Source organism: Pseudoalteromonas sp. NEC-BIFX-2020_015, from assembly GCF_012952265.1.
Classification (GTDB): Bacteria; Pseudomonadota; Gammaproteobacteria; order Enterobacterales; family Alteromonadaceae; genus Pseudoalteromonas; species Pseudoalteromonas neustonica.
This window is the reverse complement of the sequence record NZ_JABCJL010000003.1, coordinates 34204-53501: the sequence shown is the minus strand read 5'-3', so window position 1 is coordinate 53501 and position 19298 is coordinate 34204. Positions and strand designations below refer to the sequence as shown.

Below are 19298 nucleotides of genomic sequence, written 5' to 3'. Positions count from 1 at the left end.
GCTCCTAGATTGAACAAATTTCAATCCACAAAGGTCAACACGCCCTAGACATTATGCCAGAAAACACTCAGGATAAAGGATAAATAAACAAGGAGATGATAATGGAAGATAATCAACAGGTTGAACCAGTTGTAACGACTAAAGATGAGCGTATGTGGGCGATGTTATGTCACTTGAGTGCGTTAACGGGGTTTATTGTGCCTATGGGTAGCATTATTGGCCCATTGATAGTGTGGTTAATAAAAAAAGATGAAATGCCACTTGTTGCTGAACATGGTCGTAAATCATTAAACTTTCAAATTACGATATTAATTGCTTATATTGTATGTTTAATTTTAATGTTCGCTGTAATTGGCGTTATCTTATTGCCTCTGGTGGCTATTTTCTCGTTCATTATGGTGATTGTTGGCGCAATTAAAACCAATGACGGAAAAGAATTTAATTATCCACTGAGTTTAAATTTGATTAAGTAATTACATAGCTCACTCGTTATTTTGAGTTACTATTAGTCGTATTATAAAACCCAGCAAATTGCTGGGTTTTTATTTGCTTAATTTAAAGGTTGGCATGGCTTATATAACCCTATTCTTTACTGCGTTTTTTTCGGCAACTTTATTGCCCGGTTCATCGGAAGTGATACTAACGGCAATGGTTGCCAAAGGAGAGTATTTGCTTTGGTTATTATGGTTGTGCGCGACGCTTGGTAATGTATTAGGGAGTTGCGTAAATTATTGGTTAGGCACGCAAGTTATGCGTTTTAAGGGGCGTAAGTGGTTTCCTGTTTCGCAGGAAAATATTGATAAGGCTACAGCTCGCTTTGAAAAATATGGTGTGTATAGCTTGTTGTTTGCATGGCTGCCCATTGTTGGCGATCCACTGACCGTTGTCGGGGGGATTTTTAAGGTACGTTGGTGGACATTTTTATGGATTGTAAGTCTTGGCAAAGGCGCACGCTATCTAGTTGTGCTGGCCTTTGCCCTAGGTTTAGACACGCTAATTTAGGCTTTAACCCAATCTAATGTCAGAGATACTGAGTCTGCAAAACGCAAAGCATGGGGTTTATCAACGCGTACTTTCGCGTAATTCACACTGCTGTGGCTATGACATACGGCTAATATCTCAGCAACGAGCTTTTCTAATAACAAAAAGTGCCCTTGCTCGACGATAGTGATTACTTCTTTTGTGATCACTTTATAATTTAGCGCTTGGTCTACTTCATCAGTTTCACAGGCTTCATCTGCAGGGTAGTGAATCTCAAGATTGATCACTACGTCTTGCTTCTTTTCACGTTCTTCAGGGTTAAAGCCAATAAACGTGCGTAATCGTAAATTGGTGACGTTAATAATCGCATTCGCCATGCTATTAGCCCTTTATTAGCTGTAAAAACTCATTGCGGGTTTTTGGATCGGCTCTAAAGTTACCCAGCATAACAGATGTTCGCATACTTGAGTTTTGCTTTTCAACACCGCGCATCATCATACACATGTGTTTTGCTTCAACAATAACACCAACACCCTTTGCGCCTGTTACTTCTTCAACGGCTTTGGCAATTTGGTGGGTAAGTTGTTCTTGAATTTGAAAACGACGTGCGTACATATCTACAATGCGCGCGAATTTAGACAAACCTAATACCTTACCGTTAGGAATGTAAGCAATATGACAACGCCCTACAAATGGCAGTAAATGATGCTCACACATAGAGTAAAGTTCAATATCTTGAATTAACACCATGTCATCCGCATCTGACGTAAATACGGCGTTATTAGTGATTTCATCTAATGTTTGACGATACCCTTTGGTTAAATACTCCATCGCTTTTGCTGCGCGTTTTGGTGTATCTAGTAAGCCTTCACGTTGTGGATCTTCGCCCACAGCACTAATAATTTCTTGGTAACTATTTTTTAATTCGTTATGCATAAATCTCTCAATCCTTTTAAATTATTTATTTTAAGTGTCGGCCACCATCAACAGGTAAGGAGCGCCCTGTGATGTAATGACTATTTAGTAATAATTCGACACTGTTAATTATTTCACCACAGCCTGGCTCAATACCCATTAGCGATTTTTTTAAGGTTTTAGCGCGGTAATGTTCGTCGTCATCGTCATTAAAAATTATCAGCGATGGTGCAATGGCATTTACTTTTATATGTGGCGCATATTTAGCGGCAAATGATTTAGTTAAATTATGTAAAGCAGCTTTACTGGCAGCATAAGCTAAGTGTTTTGGACTGCCCGTTTCGACAACATAATCGGTTAGATGAATAATATCAGCGGGAGTATTATTTTTATTTTGATAAGCCAATAGTAGATGAGCACACTGCAAATTGATTAGGTATGGTGTTTTTGCATGAATGCGCATCATGTTATCAAAAAGTGCAGCGCTGTCAGGGTTGTTCGTTTCGCAGTCCCAGCTTGATGCATTATGAATAATCGCCTTTAAACTTGTTGTGTGGTGCTTCAATTCATTAATGAATGAGTAAATAGCATCATCCTGGCTAAAGTCAGCGTACAGGCATGTAGCGCCTTTACGCTCTAAATCATCAATAGACAAGTGACGAGTACGATAAGTGACGATGATGTCTTGTCCTGTCGCGAGCAAATGCTCTGCTAACGCCAAACCAATGCGTTGGCCTGCGCCTGTTATCAAAATGGGCGATGTCATAAAATTCAGTGTTCTCTGTTTAACGCTATATTTCAGTGCCATTAACTATAAACTAAATTACAGTAATATTTCACCTATAGCGTAAGATGTATTTGATATACGTAAAAAATAATTACGGGGATCAGCCATTACACTTTAATCACTGGCAGTGAGTGTGTACAAAAGTAAAAACAGGGCAATTAATTCGTTTTCACTGCTATTAATTGCCCTTGAAGCCATGCTGGTTGAGTATTGATTGCTTAAAGCTCGTCGTAAACAGTTGGGATCGCTTGACGTTTATGTTGAGTACGCAGATAAATGGCGATGAGCTTTTCGTTTACGTCGTCACTTACATTTTTGCCTTCTAAAAAATCATCAATTTGTTCGTAGCTTAAACCTAACGCTTCTTCATCAGTAATGCCTGGTCGATCACATTCTAAATCGGCTGTAGGTGCTTTATTTACGAGTAAGTCAGGCGCTCCTAATTGATGCGCTAACGCACGAACCTGACGTTTTGATAAGCCAAATAAAGGCGCTAAGTCACATGCACCATCACCAAACTTAGTGTAAAAACCGGTAATGTTTTCTGCGCTGTGGTCAGTGCCCACAACCAAACCTTGGCACAGTCCAGCAATTTCATATTGGGCAACCATACGTTGGCGAGCTTTTACATTGCCTTTTATAAAGTCAATTTGTGCTTGCTCAGGCAGTGCTTCACCACAGCCTACAACAGCCTCAAGCGCTTGGTCATGCATACCCTCAACGGCAGGTTTTATATTCACAGTCATGCGTTTACTTGGCTGAATGAAGTCAACCGCAAGTTGTGCCTCATCTTCATCCGCTTGCACGCCATAGGGTAAGCGTACGGCAATAAATTGGTAGCGGTTTGTTTGTTGCTCGTTGTTCAATGCATCGACAGCAAGTTGACATAAACGCCCGCATGTTGAGGAATCCACACCGCCGCTAATACCCAACACTAGAGAGCGAGAGTGGGCGGCTATTAAGCGACTTTTAATGAAGTTAACACGACGAGTAATTTCGGTTGCTACGTTAATATTTGGCTGAACTTTCATTTCTGCCATGATCTGGGCGCGCATGCAGGGCTCCTAATTAAATATGCTGGTTGTCACTATTATAATGTAATTCAAAAGGGGGATTTAAAGCCCCAAATGCAGTTTTATTTTTTGCAGTTCGCTTTTTAGCTCGTTTATTTCAGTAAGTAAATCATTCAGGTCCTCACCTTTTAGTTCTGGTGAAATAGCTGCACTTGGTTGAATTTCAAGTGCACTTTGTTGATCGGCAAACAAATGACTGTAGCGGCTTTCTCGCTTACCCGGCTCGCGAGGGTGTTTAACAACATGCTCTGCGCCAATTAACTCATTAAGTGCAGCTTCAACCTCATTTACATTAGTAAACTCAGCTAAGCGGTTACTACGCGTTCGTAGTTCACCCGGTGTTTGTGGGCCTCGTAAAAGCAGTAAACAAATAATTGCACGTTGTTGTTCAGTCAGTTGCAGGCTACCAAATTCGGTATTGCAAAAACGGTGAGCGTATTTATTTACTCGCCCAGAAATACCCTCATCGGTTGTTACTAAGCGTTGTGTAGTAAGTTCATCAAGTGCATCTTGCACCTGTGCTTCACTTAGAGCGAGTACGGGGTCGCGATTCGATTTTTGATTACAGGCATTGGTCAATCCATTAAGTGAAAGTGGATAATGTTCGGGTGTTGTACTTTGTTTTTCAAGCAAACAACCAATGACTCGTTGTTGAATTGCGCTAAGTAGCATAATAAATGTTCTCTTTTTGTTACTTAACCTAAACTGGGGTTAAGATATTTATTAACACATTGATTTAATTATTTACTATCCTTTAAGCAGGCCTATTGCAAGTGAGTTCAACGCAGTTAGCGTTTAAAATAGCCGCAGGAGATAGCTTTATTATCCTGAATTCAAATTACTGACTCTGAGCTTACACGTTTATTGTTTGCCAAGCCATTGCTGTAGTTTGGGGTTAAGTGCGCCTGCATCGAGTGGTTTAGTTAAATAATCGTCCATTCCTGCTGTTAGGCACTTTTCTCTATCGCCTTGCATTGCATTTGCTGTTAAGGCAATGATCGTTATGTTTTTATAAAGCTCGCCGGCGTCCCCATTACGAATCGCTTGCGTCGCTTGGTAGCCATCCATTTCTGGCATCTGGCAATCCATTAATATCAATTGGTAGGGTTGTTTGACTCGCTCTTTTAACTGGTTAATAGCTTGCAAACCATTTTCAGCAATATCGAAATTAACACCCGCTTGTTTGAGTAGTGCAGAAGCGACTACTTGGTTGACTTTATTATCTTCAACAAGCAATAAGGTGGAAATATTTTCAGTGCCTTGGTTGGTTAGTTTAATATCAGTGATTGGCGAGCTATTACTAAGCTGTTGCTCAATAAACTTCTCATTTGCTAAAGAGTCAAATAAATCTGAAGGAGTAAGGGGTTTGAAAATCATGCAATCTACATTGATTTCTAGTTTGGCATCTTCTTGAGATAAGCTCATAGGCGCCATTAAGATAAGCTTGATTTTATGTTTGCTAATGTATGCTTTTAAGCGTTGGATATCATGATTATTGACTTGTTTAAAGTAATAATAGTCGAGCAAGATGGCGTCTGGATTTTTATACTCATCATTTATTATTTCAACCACTTGTGAATAATCATTAATGATTTCTGCTTCAGCTCCCCATGTCGTTAACTGTTTTTTTGCAATCGTGCTATTTAATGGGCAGTTTTCAATAATTAATATATGTTTATTTTTAATGATATGGCTTGGCAAGTCACTGGCTTTACTGAGCAATGGTTTTACTTTGATAGAGAATGTGAAAGTGCTTCCTTGTCCATGCACGCTGGTAACATTAATTTCTCCATCCATTAATTGGCATAGCTGCTTTACAATAGCTAAACCAAGGCCCGTACCACCATATTGGCGTGTAGTTGAGGTGTCAGCTTGAGTAAATGAATCAAATAAAGTGGCTTGTTTATTTAGTTTAATCCCAATTCCAGTATCAATAATAGAACAATGTAGGAAAGTCCCATCGGTGGTGTCTTTTAAGTCAGCAATCACAATAATTTCACCATCGGTGGTAAATTTTACTGCGTTGCCTAATAGATTATTAATAATTTGGCGTAATCTATTTGGATCACTAACGATCTTATTAACGTTTATTCGAGTGGCGTCTAAAATTAATTTAGTATTGTTTTGCTCTACCTTCAAGGCAAAAGATTCGACTACTTCACCAAGTAATTTAGGTAAATTAAAAGCCACTTCTTCTATATCTAATTTGCCTGCTTCAATTTTAGAAAAATCCAAAATGTCATTAATTATATTCAGCAGCGATTGTGCTGACGATTGTGCTAATTCAATATGATGCGCTTGTTGTTGATCAAGCACAGTTTGTTGCACAATATTAAGCATGCCTAATACACCATTCATTGGTGTGCGTATTTCATGACTCATACTGGCTAAAAACTCGCTTTTAGCAGCAACGGCTTGTTCAGCGGCCTCTTTAGCGGTTACTAATTTTTGCTCTGTTTCAATGCGTTGCTCACTAGAGTGTAAGCTGCCAATTAAAGCGGCAACTGCAATTAAAAAGCTTTCTTCGTTTCGTGACCACACGCGAGGATGTTGGCATTGTTCGGCGCACACAATGCCAATAGTCCCACTTCCGCCGGAAAGGCTGGCGATGAGCATTGATTGAATACCTAAAGGCGTTAAATAACTTTGACTCAGTGGGGCTGTAAGCTTATGACTTTTGGCATTTGAGGCATCGACGACTGCTTGCTTGTTTACCGCAATGAAAAAATCATGGAGCTCAGTGCTTTCCCATACTTGCAGCATCGAATGTTCATGTACATTTTTACCATGATAAGCAAAAGGAATTAGTTGGGTTTTAGATTCATTAAAAAGCCATATACTTGCGCGCTCAACAGTGAGCCCTTGGCAAATAGCCTGCGTGATAATATCTTTAGATTGTTTTAAATAGCCGGTTAAAACAGCATTATTAACGGTCAAAGATGCAAGAACTTCATTATGAAGTGCAATTTTACTGTTTTCTAGCTCAACAATTTTACGGGTATTAATATCTTGCAAGGATCCAAAAATACGCACGCAGCGCCCGTTACGAAACTCCGGTTCACCGTGAACTAACACCCAAATCGATTCACTTTCAGAGTTCATCACCTGGAGTTCAACCTCATAACTCTCGGCAAACTTAATTGCGCGCTCAATGAGTTTTTTTATCGTGTCTCTACTTTCACCTTGTTTAAAGTAATTAAGGTTTGTGGGCCAATCTGGTTGCTTATCCAACGGGTATTTAAAAATCTCTTTGGTCATATCAGACCAATAAACTTTTTGATTTTCAAGGCTAAATGACCATGCGCCAATTTTTGCAATGTTACTCATGGTGATCAGCATTTTTTCACTTTGTTGCTGGCGGTTTAGCATTTTTAAGAAGAACATAAATGCCCATATTAACAATCCGCAAATGATTAATATGGCGAGCCTTAATGGCCAGATGGCTGAACCTGGAGGGGCCCAGCCTGCTTTAGGGGTGACATAAATTTCCCATTCCCCCCCTTGAAAATTTAAATTAAATGCTAGCGGGTCGCGGGCCAATATTTCTGCTGAACCTCGAAAAAAAGCACCTTTAGTTCCTAACCCATTGCGGCCTTGTATGGCCACGTCATAATTTTTTTCAAGCTCATAAATGCCTGAATTTTTATAAATTTTTTCAATGTCTAGTACAACAGAAAGCAATCCCCAGAACTGCTGTTCTGGCGGGATAAAAACAGGAACTCGGGCGATCAGTGCTTCACCGCCTTGTACTAAAGTCAGCGGCCCTGCCATCACTATTTGATTAGTGTCGCGAGCGCGAAGGGCATCTGCGCGTTGGTATTTATTTTTACGAAAATCTAAGCCAATGGCTTTTTCGTTACCTTTTAATGGGTAGGTCATGCGGATCACCATATCTGGCGCTCCACCTATATTGCGTAGTTCTGATGAGGTATCAAATAATGGTGCAGCAATTTGTGCAAAACGCTGCTGATCTAAATTGGGCTCCGCCGCTACAGCAACAGCTAAGCCTCGTACTAATTGGATATTAGAAACAAGCTTTGATTCTAAGCGCGTGCGATAGGTGCTAATTTCGGATAGGATAAGCAAGCGATGCGCATCTTTAGCGCGGCTATAACTTATTTGATCTAACACTAGGCTCGTAAGCACTATAAAAGTAAGTGACAACCAAAATGCCAGCTTAAACTTATATATTTGTTTGTGATCTTGTGTTTGTGACAACGGCATTAGTGATTAAGCTTTTTATGGTTAGACTGTTCAACTATAGTCAATTTATCACGGAAAGAAAAATAGTGTGGAAAAATTACACTATATGTTTTTATTCAGCTTTTTGGCTTGTTAGCTCATTTAAAGTCCCTCGTTTTGATTTGTTTCATTTTTCAATAAATGAACATTATTTTTTCATAAAAGTATGCTTAGAATAGGGCAACTCATTTGTAAGGATTACGTTCATGCTAAAAATTATTAAGTGGTTGGGACTAACAGTACTGATTTTAGGGCTTGCTGCTACCGGTATCATTTATGGTGCTCTGTCATTAAGCTTACCAACCCTTGATGGTAACGGACACAGCCATGAAGTCGGTAACAAAGTGACAATTTCCCGAGATGAATTAGGGCAAGCGGTGATCAATGCTAATAGCCGAAATGATGCTGCCTATGGTTTAGGTTTTGCGCATGGGCAGGATCGGTTTTTTCAAATGGATTTATTGCGCCGAAACGCAGCAGGAGAATTGAGTGAGCTATTTGGTGAGGCAGCTTTAGAGTTGGATAAAAAAATGCGTTTTCATCAATTGCGTAAACGTAGTGTCTCGATTGTTAAGCAGTTGCCAGCGGCTGATCAGCTATTGCTAAAAAGCTATGCTGCGGGTGTCAATGAAGGGTTAGCGCAAATAGGGTTTGCTAGTTTTGAATATATATTAACTGGCGCGGCTCAAAAACCGTGGCGCAGTGAAGATAGTTTACTGGTGATTTTTAGTATGTATTTGGATTTGCAAACGGCAACATTCGAACGAGATAAAGCGTTAATACAAATAGAGCAATTATATGGCGCAGAAATGGTGGCCTTTTTAACGCAGCCAAGTAAATTCCAAGCAGCATTAGATGGCAGTCTCCTTAGTCAATACATAGATGACATACCGCAGCTGCGAAAGCAAGATCCTGCAATACCAGATGCTTATGCATGGCAATCAATTGCAGTTAATCAAGAGCGTGGCAGTAATAACTGGGCGGTCACAGGGCAATTAACACAAACGGGTGCGGGTATGCTTTCTGACGATATGCATTTATCGATGGCGGTTCCTGTTATTTGGTATCGAGCTCAACTTAATTATGTAGTGTCGGGGCAAGCGACTCAAGTAACGGGGGTTTCTTTACCCGGCGCGCCGGCTATCGTGGTGGGAACTAATAATAAAATCGCCTGGGGTTTCACGAACGGTTACCTTGATACGGCTGATTGGGTTGCGCTTGATGCAGAGAGTAAAACTTGGCAAGTGACAGAGCAAATTAGGTTGCCTGATGGTACAACACAGCCCTATGAGCTTACGCTCAGTAATTATGGACCAGTGCGTGAAATTAGCGGTAAACGTTACGCATTAAGTTGGGTTGCACATCAATCTTATGCGGTTGATATGGATTTACTAAAACTCGAGCAGGCAGTTACGGTTGACGATGCGCTGACAATTGCAAGTGATGTGGGTATACCCGTACAAAACCTAATGGTGGTCGATAGTCAGGGGAATGCCGCATGGAAAAATATGGGGGCAATTCCTGGGCGTATTCAACCTAGTGAACTCGCTGTGCAGGAAAGTGATTATTCAGCGCAGTGGCAGGATAATGAATTAATTAGGCCGGACGTTAAAAACCCTGAAAATGGTCGTTTATGGACGGGTAATTCTCGCGTTGTGTCAGCGCAAGATAATAAGCGTTTTGGTAATGGTGGTTATGCGCTTGGCGCACGTTCTAGTCAAATACGTGACCGGCTTAACGAAAAACAGCAGTTTACTGAAGCTGACTTTAATCAATTACAACATGATAATGAGGCGCGCTTTTTAAAGCCATGGCATACCTTGTTGCTTAGGCAGCTTAATCAAAATAGTCTTGAGAATAAGCGCTATATTAGCGCAGTTGAAAACTGGCAAGCGTGCGCATGTGCAGAGTCTATAGGGTACACTTTAGTAAGGCACTATCGTGATGAAGTAATTAACATTGCCTTTAGTGCAATGCAGGCAAAGCTAAAAACCGAAGGTGGATCGCTGCGTTATATTAAGCGTGATTTAGAGCCTGCAATTTGGCAATTAATTGAGCAGCAGCCAAGCAGTTGGCTCAATCCTCAATTTAAAAGTTGGGATGCTCAATTAGTCGGTGCATTTATTAAAACGATTGAAAATTTAACGCTGGAATTTGGCAGTGATATTCAAAATTGGCAATGGGGTAAGGTGAATGAATTAGTCATTGAACATCCGTTTTCAAAGCAGATCCCTCAATTAAGTAATTTATTAAATATGCCTAAAGCGGCAGGGTTTGGTGATAGTTTTATGCCAGCAGTGCAAGGGCCAAACTTTGGTGCTTCACAGCGATTTATAGCTCAACCAGGCCACCTAGATAAAGCAGTAATGGCTATTCCTGGAGGGCAATCTGGGCATCCGTTATCACCTTTTTATCGAGCGGGTTTCATGGGCTATATTGCAGCGGAACTCACGCCATTATTACCGCAAAAGCTGAACCATCAAATTGTAATAACACCTGTAAGTCTAAATTATACACCTATCATGTAGTCTTGTTCTGGTGTGGCGATGGTGGTCATATTTCTGCCATCGTTTTTACTTTTATAAAGTGCAGCATCGGCTTGTTGTAATGTTTTTTCTAATGATGCCAAAGGACGCCATTCTATTAAACCAAAACTCATAGTAATGGTTAGATTTGGTTTAATAGATAAAAGTGATAGCGCTTGTATGTGATTGCGTAATGCTTCAATACGTTCAAAAGCATCCGCTTCATTAGTATTAGCGAGGACGATCAAGAACTCTTCGCCACCCCAGCGTACAATAATATCGGTTGAATTTAATTGGTTTGTTAGTGCGCTTGCAATAATCGTTAAGATAGCATCACCTTTATCATGCCCATAGGTGTCGTTGATCTGTTTAAACATATCTATATCAGCCATAACTACACAAATTTGGTTGTCGGCCATGATGCTTTTTTGACGAGTTTCTATAATTAACTGTTTAGCAAAACGCCGGTTATATAATTTAGTAAGGTGATCTTTTGCTGCCATTTCAGTTAATTCAATACGCTGGGAAATCGAGATTTCTCTGATCAAGCTAAATGCATAAATCATGGGAAGCCCGGCGATAATAATATTAATAATATTAATGTAAGGTAAAAGTGATACATACGCATAGTTGTAAGTGACATCAGCAAAGAAAAAATACAATCCAGCAAAGGTAATTATTAATGTCATACTGTAAATAACAGCCTGCTTCAATTTAAGCTGATAATCAACTAACAGCATTGACGAAATAGTCCATAGATAAAATTGAAAACCGAGCTCTAATCCTAATGTTGCACATGCCAAAATCGAGTGTAATACCACTTCTATGCAAAATATTCGCAAGGCTAATGCATGCAACCTTTGGCTTATTAAAAAGATCCCAGAGCCCCAAGCAAGGACACTAAAAATATTGACAATTGCTAAAGTCAGAGCACCAATTTGCGCAAAAAATAATATCAGTAATACGTGGGTTGCTAAGGCAAAATACGCCACTTTTTTGATAATTTGAAATTTCACTTGCTCAACGTCATCAAGACTTGCATGTAGGGGTTGTTCTGATGTTGTCAAAAGGCCTCCTAAATGTGAGTGAGTCATTTTAAAAGTATAGGAGATAAAAAATTAATTTGAGCGAAAATAATGAGCATAACGTTCTATATTTATCCTACATATAAAATAAGAGAACAATAATGAAAAAATTAATTCCGGTATTCATTACGTCAGCAATTTTAAGTTTAAGTTGTCATGCAGAACAAAGCGTTGTTAAAACACAAAAAATCAGTGAGCATGTGTATGTATTATTTGGCCAAGGTGGCAATATTGCTGCAAGTGTTGGTGACGATGGCATTTATATTGTTGATGACCAGTTTGCAACGTTATCTGAGCAGATCAAGCAATCGTTAACTGAATTAAAACCCGGCAGTGCTCAGTTTGTCATAAATACACATCATCACGGCGATCACACTGGGGGTAATGAAAACTTTGCGAAAGCGGGGGCTCATGTCATCGCACATAATAATGTACATAAGCGATTAACTGAAAAGCATGGTGTGGGCTCTGACTACTTACCGCGCATCAGTTTTAATGATGATTTAACGTTACATTTCAATAACGAGCACGCCAAGCTCAAGCATTACCCTCATGCGCATACCGATGGTGATGCCGTTGTTTTTTTCGAATCAGAAAATATTGTGCACATGGGTGATATCTTCTTTAATACAGGTGGTTTACCATTTGTAGATGTAGACAGTGGTGGTAGTGTTGACGGCATATTAAATGCGGTTGACGATGTTTTACTAAGCATTAACGATAACACGCATATTATTCCTGGCCATGGGCCGCTAAGCAAGCGTTCAGAGCTGGTGGTATATCGTGACTTGGTTGCTAGAGCAAAAGCAATTATGCTCAATGCGATGAAAGATAATGCCAGTTTAGAACATGTACTAAAAGCGGATCCTCTTGCCCAGCTGAATATTGAATTTGCAGGGTGGTTACCAAAAGAGCGCGTTACTACACTGTTTTATCGAAGCTTAAAATAATAAGGTTGGCCACTGCGGTGGCCACAAACTAATGTCCTACGCCTAAAGGAGTTGTGTATGCCGGCAGAAAAGACCCATCTAGAGATTTGTAACTTAACAAAAGAACAATATCCACAAATTAAAACATTGATGGACCAAGCCTATCCTGATTTAGGCGGGGCATGGCCTAGTCATACTATTTTTAGGTTGATAGACCAATTCCCTGAAGGCCAATTAGGTATGGTTGATGATGGTGTATTAGTAGGGATTGCGCTCAGTGTGCAAGTTGACTATACACGTTTTTCAAATCCACATACCTACGAAGATATTGTTGACGGCCATGATCGGGTATTTAGTGACCCCGATGGTGATGCGTTGTATGGGCTTGATGTTGTTATTTCATCAACTCACCGAGGTATGCGCTTAGGCCGCAGACTCTATGATGCACGTAAAGAATTGTGCCGTCAGTATAACTTAAGAGCCATTTTAGCGGGTGGGCGTATTCCGCGTTATTACAATCACAGCGATGAAATGACACCAACAGAATATATCGCCAAGGTGGATCACAAGGAACTGTATGATCCTATATTGAGCTTTCAATTATCGAACGACTTTCAGGTTAAAAGATTGCTTAAAAAGTACTTGCCTGAAGATCAAAACTCGGTTGGTTATGCCACGTTGCTTGAGTGGAACAACATTATGTTTGAACCAACTGACACTGTACTCGAATCGACCAAATCGATAGTGCGAGTTGGTGCTGTGCAATGGCAAATGCGTAGTGTTGCATCGGTTGAAGAAATGCTCACGCAAGTTGAGTATTTTGTAGACACAGTATCTGATTACAAAAGTGACTTTATTTTATTCCCTGAATTTTTTAATGCTCCATTAATGGGGCTCAGCGAACAAAGAAATCAAACCGAAGCAATTCGTTATTTAGCTGAATACACAGAGACTTTTCGTGATGCGATGTCGCGAATGGCGATTGAATATAACGCCAATATAATTACCGGTTCAATGCCGCTTGCCGAAGGCGATAAAATTTATAATGTCAGCTATTTATGTCACCGTAGCGGTAAAATTGATGAGCAACGCAAAATTCATATTACCCCGCATGAGCAAAATGATTGGGTGATCCAAGGTGGCGATAAAATAGCGGTGTTTGAAACTGATGCAGGGCGTGTGGGTATTCAAATTTGTTACGATGTAGAGTTCCCTGAGTTGTCGCGCATTTTAGCAAAGCAAGGGCTCGACATTCTGTTTGTACCATTTTGGACAGACACTAAAAACAGTTATTTACGTGTTCGCCATTGTGCACAGGCTCGCGCCATTGAAAACGAATGCTATGTAGTCATTGCAGGCTCAGTCGGCAATTTACCAGAAGTAGAAAGCCTAGATGTGCAATATTCGCAATCAGCCGTACTGACTCCGTCGGATTTTTCATTCCCACACGATGCGACGCTCAACGAGGCCACCCCCAATACTGAAATGCTGTTATTCAGTGATTTAGATATGGATAAGTTAAAGGTACTCCACAGCGAAGGCACCGTCCGTAACTTAAAAGATCGTCGTGAAGACTTATACGACGTTATTTTGAAAAAGAGGGATAGCTAAAAATGGCATGGGTGTATTTAATTATCGCAGGCCTGCTTGAAATTGGTTGGCCTGTTGGATTGAAAATGTCACAAGAGGGTGAAAATCGTTGGTTGGGTATAGGTGTTGCCGTGGCGTTTATGGTTGCCAGTGGCTTTATGTTATGGCTGGCACAGCGTGATATTTCAATGGGGACATCCTACGCTGTATGGACTGGTATTGGCGCGGCCGGGACATTTATAGTGGGGATCCTTTTTTATAATGATGCCGCTACATTTGGCCGTATAGCCGGTGTATTAATGATTATCAGCGGTGTAATTACTTTAAAAGTAAGCCATTAGATATAAAATGCAGCACCAACCTAACTAAGGTGCCGTAGAATGAAGTGAGTTAGTAGAGCGCGGTTTATTTTCATTTTTATATTCGTTTACCGCGCTAATTATTATTTTTGCGCACTGTATTGGCTGTGTTTGAGCGATAAAATGACCGCTTTCAAGGGCGTTGATTTGGGTGTTTTTAAATACGACCAGCAGTTCCTTTATAGCCCTTTTGCTAACCAGTAAATCGTGAGTGGGTTTGATATAAATTGCTTTAGTATCGTATGATTTTAGAGGTTTATCTAAAGCGGCAATGTTATTGAGTCTATTTTTTAGTTTTTGTTTATCAGCTAGAGAGATTGATTTGAAAACATGTTTTGCTTGATGTTTAGAGCCATAGCCTGCGAAGCCAACGTGTAATAAGAGCCATGTATTTAAATGAGATTCTTTAAGTATCGCAGTAGGAATAATATGAGCTAGCTTAGATGTATAACTTGGCGAAGTTATAAAACTAGCCAGAAAGATTACCCTCTTTATTTTTTTGCCAAGCAAATCGCATAACTCATAAGCAATCCGTCCAGAATACGACTCTGCAACTATTATGACTTCAGAATCTTGGATCTTGTTTGATAAATCGAATGCTTTTTCAGAGAAACTCTCACCATTTAACTCATCTAGGTAGATGACACGTGGGTTTAAGGTTGTCGGCAATGCTGCAATTAAATCCCTAAAAAGGATTCCTGAACCATCGAGACCAGGTAATAATATTAAGTCCAAGCAAATATCCTATTTAATTTATAGTGGGCAACATTACCAATACCGCGGCAATAGCGATTAATACAAGCCCCGCGGTATCTTGGCGCTTTAAAGGCTGTTTGAGCCATAACACCGAGATCAACATGGTAAAGAAAACCTCTACCTGCCCCAGCGTTTTAACGTAAGGGACATGTTGTAAACTCATGGCACTAAACCAGCCAATTGATCCTATACAGCTAAAGAAGCTCACTAAGCTGACCATTCTTTTATAGCGCCACATTTGCTTTAATGTGTGCGGCTCTTTAATAGCTAAATACACAAGTAACATAATACTTTGTAGGCTGATCACAAATAGTAAGACCCATGCTGCAGAGTGAGGAAATAATAGGCCCGAGTTTAAGCTTGCTTCACGCACCCACAACGAAGTAAGCGCAAAGCAGGTGCCACAGGCAAGCCCAAGCAAGGCGGTGGTTAAATTAAACTGTTTAACTTTAGTAATACCGCTGAGTATCAATACAGCGATAGCGCCTAAAAACACCCCTAACCAACCGAGTAAACTCAGTGCAGAACCAAAAAACAGTACGCCTAGAATTGCGGCAACCAGCGCTTCACTTTTTGCAAGCCCAGCACCCACAGCATAATTGTTCATTTTAAATAGCTTAACCATTAAACCAGTAGCAATAATTTGCATCACACTTGCACCTACAATAAAGGCCCAAAAGGTATTATTAAATGAGGGCATAGCAGTCGGCTGGTATTGATAAAGTGAATAAAGATAAATCGCGGCAATAGGGCTGGCAACAATAAAGCGCGCTAATGTTACACCCGCTACGCTCATATCATTACTTAATTTACTTTGCAGTGCATTACGCCACGCTTGCATAAAGGCGGCTAAAAAAGTGAAAAATATCCAGATCATGATCGTTACAAAAAAATAGCAGTGAGAGGTAAGTTAACAGGCAGCGAAGTTTAAAGCGAGGGAGGATTACCGCTTATGAATATTCATCAACTGCGACAATATGCCACAGTTTCAAATACCTCACGCTGCGCTATAGTTAGTGTGATGTTATTGCTAGCCGCGATTGCCTATATAAGCAATCGCGGCTTTTTTATTGCTCGAATTGTGCCTTAAGTTATAACGAGTTGAGTTTAGCTGTGCTAAGTTAATTAAAATTTTAACTAACTTGAATTCAGGTTAACGAGGAATAACAATGACGACATTACTTATTTGCGCACTACTTGCTGTACTGATGCCTTACTTTGCTAAGGCTCCGGTGGCGTTCGCGATGAACAAACTCGATGGCTACGATAATAAACATCCGCGCGACCAGCAAACTAAGCTAACAGGGTTTGGCGCAAGAGCTTTAGCTGCACATCAAAACTGTTTTGAAGCTTTGGCGGTATTCGCAGTGGCTTTGGCGGTGGTGTTAGGGACAAACAGTGTTCATCAGGTAACCGAATTGCTCGCTATTACCCATATTATTGCACGTGTATTATATTGTGTTTTTTATTACTTAAATTTAGATGTATTACGTTCATTGGTGTGGTTTGTGGGCTTAGGTTCTGCCGTGGCAATGATTGCGGTCAGTATGTAATACGTTGATTGAAAAGCTGAGGTTACTTGGGCGTGTTGACCTTTCGTGATTGATTTTGCTGCAGTATAAACGCCAAAGCAAGCGGCTTAAACAAGGCGCTTGCTTTGGGGTCTTTGGGTACAAATGCTTACTTGGAAGCAACCGTAATTTTTTCTATTAAATCTTTTGATTTATAATCATCATTTATTGCAAAGTCTAACTGTACGAGCAAATCTTTAAAGCCTGAATCCGACGGCTTATATTCCCATTGTTTTAGCGCTTTTTTAGCTTCCTTATTGAATACACCGTCAGGGCTAGCACTGACAACCGATACATTAAGTGTTTTTCCCGTTGGACTAATATCGTATTTTAATACCACTGAGCCACTTATACTTTGTTCGACGGCTTGAGTGGGGTATTTTGGTTCAATGCGGATAATTGGCGTGATTTTATCCACTTTTTTCATCCCATCAGGTTGTTTTGCAATAGCAAAGCTACTTAGCATTCCCGCAGCAAAAATGAGTAGCGCGCCTTTGGCAATAATTGAGCTACTACCAGTGTGTTTGATTTGATTGAGTCGTTGTAACATCGTATTTTTATCTCCATAGTGTGAATATGCCATTAAGCTGGTGCGGGTATTTGCAGCACAGTTTACTAGCGCTTTGCTGTATAAAATCCGTTGTTGGGTGGTTTTATTTTTGAGTACCTTTTCATCGCATGAAAGCTCTTGTAAACGCCTAAAGCTGATGTAGCCAAGCCATGCTAATGGGTTAAACCAAAACACCAAGGTGGTTGTTAATAGCAGCATGTTGAATAAATTGTCGGCGCGTTTTATATGTACTTTTTCATGTTCTATGATCAGTGCTAATGACGCACTATCGACTTTTTGCATATAATCGGTTGGCATCACTAATTGAGTACGAAATAGGCCAATCACCATGGGGGTACTGACGACCTCACTTTGTAGTAACTGTATATTAGGGTTGCTGATGGTCAGTTGTTCATCATTAAGCTTGGTTAGTCTTAATTGCTTGATAAAGCGCTGATGCGTCACAATCATAGCAATAAGCAATAGCCCAAGCACTACGTTATACAATAGTGCCCAGCTAATACTGAAATGAGTGTTCAGTGCTTGATTTGGGGTGATCAGCATCGTGCTTATAATCGAGCTTTGTAATGGCTTTAAATGCGCGGGTAAATTAACGAGCAGCAGTGCAACGGGTAGTAATAACCATAACTTATACACAAAATTTGCACTGAGCCACTTAAGCGAATAGCGCTCTAAAATGAGTAAACTGAATATGATTACACTGATTAATAATTGCTGTTCAATAAGCCAGTTAAAAGTAATTTCTAACATAGTAATCCCTTACTTTTGCTGTTTTTCCCACTCATCAATCACTTTTTTTAGCTCATTGATGTCTTGTTGAGAAAGTTGCTCGGATTTAGCAAAGCCGCTTACCAAAGGTGCAATACGGCCACTAAAAAAGCGTTCGATAAAGTTTTGGCTTTCTTTTAGTGTGTATTCAGCACGCTCCATACAAGGCGTGTAAATGTATTGGCGACCGTCTTTTTCAAAGCTCAGAGCGCCTTTTTTTACTAAGCGTCCGAGTAAAGTTTTAATGGTTTTTTCGTGCCATTGCTTTTCGTCACTTAAGCGTTCGATAATTTGGCTTGCTGTGGCAGGGTAGTTAACCCACAGGGCATCAAGCACTTCAAATTCTGCTTTAGATAACTCAATCATTAATATATTGCCTACAAGTGTAATCCTTAATATTAGATTACACCCGTAATCATAATTTGCAACTAGTTTATGAAAAATATATTAATTTTTTAAAATGTTAGATTTGTCTATTTTAAGGTGGGTATTTTCAGCTAAGTTGAGAGTCGCTAAATTAAGGTCGGCAATTTGCTCACGGTATAAATCAACAACTTTATAGCCACAATAATGCGCCATTTTACGTATTTGTCGGTTAAGGCCCTGTTTTAAAATAATGCTAAATTGGTGCACAGCTATTTTTTCAACTGTGCAAGGCAAGGTGATGTGCTTATCAACAGGCACCCCTTTTGCCATTGTTTGGCAAAATTTATCATCAAGTGGTTTATCAACAGTCACTAAATAACGCTTTGGCTGGTGGAAGTCAGGATGGAGCAGTTGATTACAAAACTCGCCATCGTTAGTGAGTATTAGGAGGCCTCGGGAATCTTTATCAAGTCTGCCAATGGGGTAAACACGCGTACCACTAGGTAAATGGTGAATGAGGCTACTTGCATCATTTGGATTGAGTTTACAATCAATGCCAACGGGTTTGTTATAAGCAAAATAGGTTAACGCAGCACGCCCTTGAATTCGTTTGCCATCGATACGTATATTGTCGTTATCATCAACATGGTCAATATGGTTTGCTGGGCGGTTATTAACACTTACTATGCCTTCGTCAATTAAGCGAGAGGCTTGTTTGCGAGAGCAAACACCCGCATGAGCGATATATTTAGCAAGGCGAGTTTGTTCAGTCATTAATTA

19 protein-coding genes are annotated in these 19298 nt (G+C 40.1%); 7 read left to right on the top strand and 12 right to left on the bottom strand.

Annotation, left to right across the window (positions count from 1 at the left end; translation table 11 throughout):
- Positions 1-101 precede the first annotated feature (101 nt).
- Together HH219_RS03215 and HH219_RS03210 are read left to right on the top strand one after the other, a co-directional pair.
- A complete protein-coding gene (locus HH219_RS03215; RefSeq protein WP_169326611.1) occupies positions 102-473 on the top strand; it encodes a DUF4870 domain-containing protein in 372 nt (123 codons plus the stop codon).
- 94 nt (positions 474-567) lie between these two features.
- The gene (locus HH219_RS03210) at positions 568-1002 is read left to right on the top strand and encodes a YqaA family protein (RefSeq protein ID WP_169326610.1); all 435 of its coding nucleotides are present in this window, start codon (positions 568-570) and stop codon (positions 1000-1002) included.
- Here the strand turns inward: HH219_RS03210 and folX are convergent.
- From folX to HH219_RS03180, 6 genes are all read right to left on the bottom strand, one after another.
- A complete protein-coding gene (gene folX, locus HH219_RS03205; protein WP_054205261.1) occupies positions 999-1358 on the bottom strand; it encodes a dihydroneopterin triphosphate 2'-epimerase in 360 nt (119 codons plus the stop codon). The two genes, HH219_RS03210 and folX, sit on opposite strands and share 4 nt — an antisense overlap.
- Before the next feature lie 4 nt (positions 1359-1362).
- The gene (folE, locus tag HH219_RS03200; RefSeq protein WP_054205260.1) at positions 1363-1917 is read right to left on the bottom strand and encodes a GTP cyclohydrolase I FolE; all 555 of its coding nucleotides are present in this window, start codon (positions 1915-1917) and stop codon (positions 1363-1365) included.
- Between the two features lie 25 nt (positions 1918-1942).
- Positions 1943-2662, bottom strand: a complete 720-nt coding sequence (gene folM, locus HH219_RS03195) for a dihydromonapterin reductase (RefSeq protein WP_169326609.1) — start codon at positions 2660-2662, stop codon at positions 1943-1945.
- Between the two features lie 239 nt (positions 2663-2901).
- The gene (nadE, locus tag HH219_RS03190) at positions 2902-3738 is read right to left on the bottom strand and encodes an ammonia-dependent NAD(+) synthetase (protein WP_169326608.1); all 837 of its coding nucleotides are present in this window, start codon (positions 3736-3738) and stop codon (positions 2902-2904) included.
- Positions 3739-3798: 60 nt separating this feature from the next.
- Complete coding sequence (locus tag HH219_RS03185) at positions 3799-4428, bottom strand: YceH family protein (protein ID WP_169326607.1); 630 nt, start codon at positions 4426-4428, stop codon at positions 3799-3801.
- A gap of 189 nt (positions 4429-4617) precedes the next feature.
- Positions 4618-7980: an ATP-binding protein gene (locus HH219_RS03180; RefSeq protein WP_169326606.1), complete on the bottom strand. Its 3363-nt coding sequence runs from the start codon at positions 7978-7980 to the stop codon at positions 4618-4620.
- A 224-nt stretch (positions 7981-8204) separates the two neighbouring features.
- Between HH219_RS03180 and HH219_RS03175 the strand changes: the two genes are divergently transcribed.
- On the top strand, positions 8205-10526 hold the full coding sequence (locus HH219_RS03175; RefSeq protein ID WP_169326605.1) for a penicillin acylase family protein: 2322 nt from the start codon (positions 8205-8207) through the stop codon (positions 10524-10526).
- Here HH219_RS03175 and HH219_RS03170 read toward each other — a convergent pair.
- A complete protein-coding gene (locus tag HH219_RS03170) occupies positions 10508-11590 on the bottom strand; it encodes a GGDEF domain-containing protein (RefSeq protein ID WP_249118437.1) in 1083 nt (360 codons plus the stop codon). The genes HH219_RS03175 and HH219_RS03170 overlap by 19 nt on opposite strands.
- 119 nt (positions 11591-11709) lie before the next feature.
- Between HH219_RS03170 and HH219_RS03165 the strand changes: the two genes are divergently transcribed.
- The 3 genes from HH219_RS03165 to HH219_RS03155 are packed head-to-tail and all read left to right on the top strand — an operon-like array spanning position 11710 to position 14468.
- Entirely contained in the window at positions 11710-12558 is an 849-nt protein-coding gene (locus HH219_RS03165) for an MBL fold metallo-hydrolase (RefSeq protein ID WP_169326603.1), read from the top strand.
- Positions 12559-12615: 57 nt separating this feature from the next.
- A complete protein-coding gene (locus tag HH219_RS03160; RefSeq protein ID WP_054205252.1) occupies positions 12616-14148 on the top strand; it encodes a carbon-nitrogen hydrolase family protein in 1533 nt (510 codons plus the stop codon).
- Between the two features lie 2 nt (positions 14149-14150).
- Positions 14151-14468 carry a multidrug efflux SMR transporter gene (locus tag HH219_RS03155; protein WP_169326602.1) on the top strand — a complete coding sequence of 106 codons (318 nt, stop codon included), beginning with the start codon at positions 14151-14153 and terminating at the stop codon, positions 14466-14468.
- Between the two features lie 24 nt (positions 14469-14492).
- Here HH219_RS03155 and HH219_RS03150 read toward each other — a convergent pair whose 3' ends face one another.
- Both HH219_RS03150 and HH219_RS03145 read right to left on the bottom strand, forming a co-directional pair.
- Positions 14493-15221: an alpha/beta hydrolase gene (locus HH219_RS03150; RefSeq protein WP_211841986.1), complete on the bottom strand. Its 729-nt coding sequence runs from the start codon at positions 15219-15221 to the stop codon at positions 14493-14495.
- Between the two features lie 13 nt (positions 15222-15234).
- A complete protein-coding gene (locus HH219_RS03145) occupies positions 15235-16119 on the bottom strand; it encodes a DMT family transporter (protein WP_211841985.1) in 885 nt (294 codons plus the stop codon).
- A gap of 292 nt (positions 16120-16411) precedes the next feature.
- Between HH219_RS03145 and HH219_RS03140 the strand changes: the two genes are divergently transcribed.
- Positions 16412-16795: an MAPEG family protein gene (locus tag HH219_RS03140; protein WP_054454434.1), complete on the top strand. Its 384-nt coding sequence runs from the start codon at positions 16412-16414 to the stop codon at positions 16793-16795.
- 127 nt (positions 16796-16922) lie between these two features.
- Here the strand turns inward: HH219_RS03140 and HH219_RS03135 are convergent, their stop codons facing one another.
- The 3 genes from HH219_RS03135 to HH219_RS03125 all read right to left on the bottom strand — a co-directional run bounded on the left by HH219_RS03135 (position 16923) and on the right by HH219_RS03125 (position 19292).
- Positions 16923-18134, bottom strand: coding sequence for a M56 family metallopeptidase (locus HH219_RS03135; RefSeq protein ID WP_169326600.1), 1212 nt, complete (start codon positions 18132-18134; stop codon positions 16923-16925).
- 9 nt (positions 18135-18143) lie between these two features.
- Positions 18144-18518 carry a BlaI/MecI/CopY family transcriptional regulator gene (locus HH219_RS03130; protein WP_054205247.1) on the bottom strand — a complete coding sequence of 125 codons (375 nt, stop codon included), beginning with the start codon at positions 18516-18518 and terminating at the stop codon, positions 18144-18146.
- An 81-nt stretch (positions 18519-18599) separates the two neighbouring features.
- A complete protein-coding gene (locus HH219_RS03125; protein ID WP_169326599.1) occupies positions 18600-19292 on the bottom strand; it encodes a pseudouridine synthase in 693 nt (230 codons plus the stop codon).
- Between the last annotated feature and the right edge of the window lie 6 nt (positions 19293-19298).